This is a genomic window from Singulisphaera rosea, from assembly GCF_054877945.1.
This window is the reverse complement of sequence record NZ_JBTYIP020000079.1, coordinates 1-1,534: the sequence shown is the minus strand read 5'-3', so window position 1 is coordinate 1,534 and position 1,534 is coordinate 1. Positions and strand designations below refer to the sequence as shown.

The 1,534-nt window shown below is 59.6% G+C and carries 4 protein-coding genes; 3 read left to right on the top strand and 1 reads right to left on the bottom strand.

What is annotated here, in order from left to right:
- Positions 1–125: 125 nt before the first annotated feature.
- Complete coding sequence (locus tag ACYOEI_RS41015; protein ID WP_462856466.1) at positions 126–254, bottom strand: hypothetical protein; 129 nt, start codon at positions 252–254, stop codon at positions 126–128.
- Between the two features lie 262 nt (positions 255–516).
- Here ACYOEI_RS41015 and ACYOEI_RS41010 point away from each other — a divergent pair, with 262 nt between their 5' ends.
- From ACYOEI_RS41010 to ACYOEI_RS41000, 3 genes are all read left to right on the top strand, one after another.
- A complete protein-coding gene (locus ACYOEI_RS41010; protein ID WP_462856465.1) occupies positions 517–1,044 on the top strand; it encodes a hypothetical protein in 528 nt (175 codons plus the stop codon).
- Positions 1,002–1,181, top strand: a complete 180-nt coding sequence (locus ACYOEI_RS41005) for a hypothetical protein (RefSeq protein WP_462856464.1) — start codon at positions 1,002–1,004, stop codon at positions 1,179–1,181. The genes ACYOEI_RS41010 and ACYOEI_RS41005 overlap by 43 nt, the downstream gene beginning before the upstream one ends.
- Before the next feature lie 114 nt (positions 1,182–1,295).
- The coding region (locus tag ACYOEI_RS41000) for a hypothetical protein (protein ID WP_462856463.1) at positions 1,296–1,534 on the top strand (239 nt) is incomplete at its 3' end.

The window sequence follows — 1,534 nt, the reverse complement described above, 5'->3', positions numbered from 1 at the left end:
ACCTCCTCATCGGACCAGCCCCAGGCCAGGTCCGGGTCGAGGCGGACGAGGACGTGCAGATGGTTATCCATGACGGAGAATGCGGCGACCGAGATCGAGAAGATTTGGGCGAGTCCCTTGAGGCGTTAGTCGATCCAATCCTTGCGGTCTTGCTCGGGATCCCCCAGGAGGAAGGCGCGACGGACGCAGCGTGTGATGCAGTGGTACCAGCGAGTGACGGTCGGATCCACGAGATGAGCACGCGCCATCGTCATCGGAAAGGCCTCCTGGGGTGTTCTTCAGAACACTAACCGCGGAGAATCCGACCGTCAAGACGCCGACCACCGAGATTGCGATGCCTGTCCTTTGTTCTTAGTAACTGTCCTTTGTTCTCGTTCACGTCTCATCATCGTTGGGACCGCGTCCTGCTTGCCCGTATCGAGGGATCCCCGGTCCCTTGTTGATCGGGTCGCGTCGTCCCAGGGCCTTGGGCCTTCGATCAGGGGAGTTGCGCCCCGAGGCTCAAGGGAGAGGTCCGTGATTCGACTCATGAAGCCTCTGGGGTTGTTGCTTTGGCCCTTCACAATGCATGTCCCTTCTGGTCTTTCTCTCAACGTCGAGGAGCATACCCTCACCCAATGCGTCCTCGCCATCGAACGCCCCAACGATTGGAAGGCCATCGAGAGCTTCGCCGAGTACGGCGACTGGCACCGCGACTACGTCACGATCGGCCTGACTCGCCTGATCGAGAAGGCCCCCGGGCGGACCTGGCACGGCTTCCACGTCTCCGCCGTCGACGACACCAAGGGCCATCGCTCCGGCGAACATGTATGGGGGACTTGCACCTTCCACGAGTACACGGCACGCTGCCTTAACCGGGTCACGACGGTCCGGGCCCATAACTGGGTGGTTCTCGGTGCCTTGCTCAACGAACCCGAGCGACCCGGCTGGTTCTTGCCGATCTCCGGACGTCTCTATTTCCGCAAGTCCCAACTGCTCGTGCGGCCGGCACCAGGGGGCAGATGGAGGAGTTCCGCACCAAGTGCGTGCTGGCCGTGGAACTGATCCGCGAGCAGGCCGAGCCGACGATGGGGCGTCATCTCGCCGTCTTCGACGGAGGCTTCACCCTGGGGAATGTGACCCGTCCCCTGGTCATCCCCGAGGAGGGCCGGCCTCGGATCGAGTTCCTGACGAGGCTGTAGCATGTCGCCCGGATCTATGCCGATCCAAAATATGGCAGACAGGGTAGCATCTTCCGAGTTGCACGGCGATGTCAAGCTGTTGACGCCAATGGCCAGGGTTCTGGATGGGAATATTTGGACAACAATGGTAATTGGCATCCCGAAAGTTCGCTCAAGCCGGGCAAGCCAGGCCACCCTAATCCCCAGTATTATGATCAAGCGGCCCAAGACACGCACCATCCATATCGAAAGCATGCGAGCATGAATAAACAAGAACTCTGGGATTGTCTTTCCGAATTGAATGCCACCCTCTGTGTCAAGCCCTGGCTTGATATTGAGGTTGTCGAATGCTCATCATATTCCGTCGTGCTTCA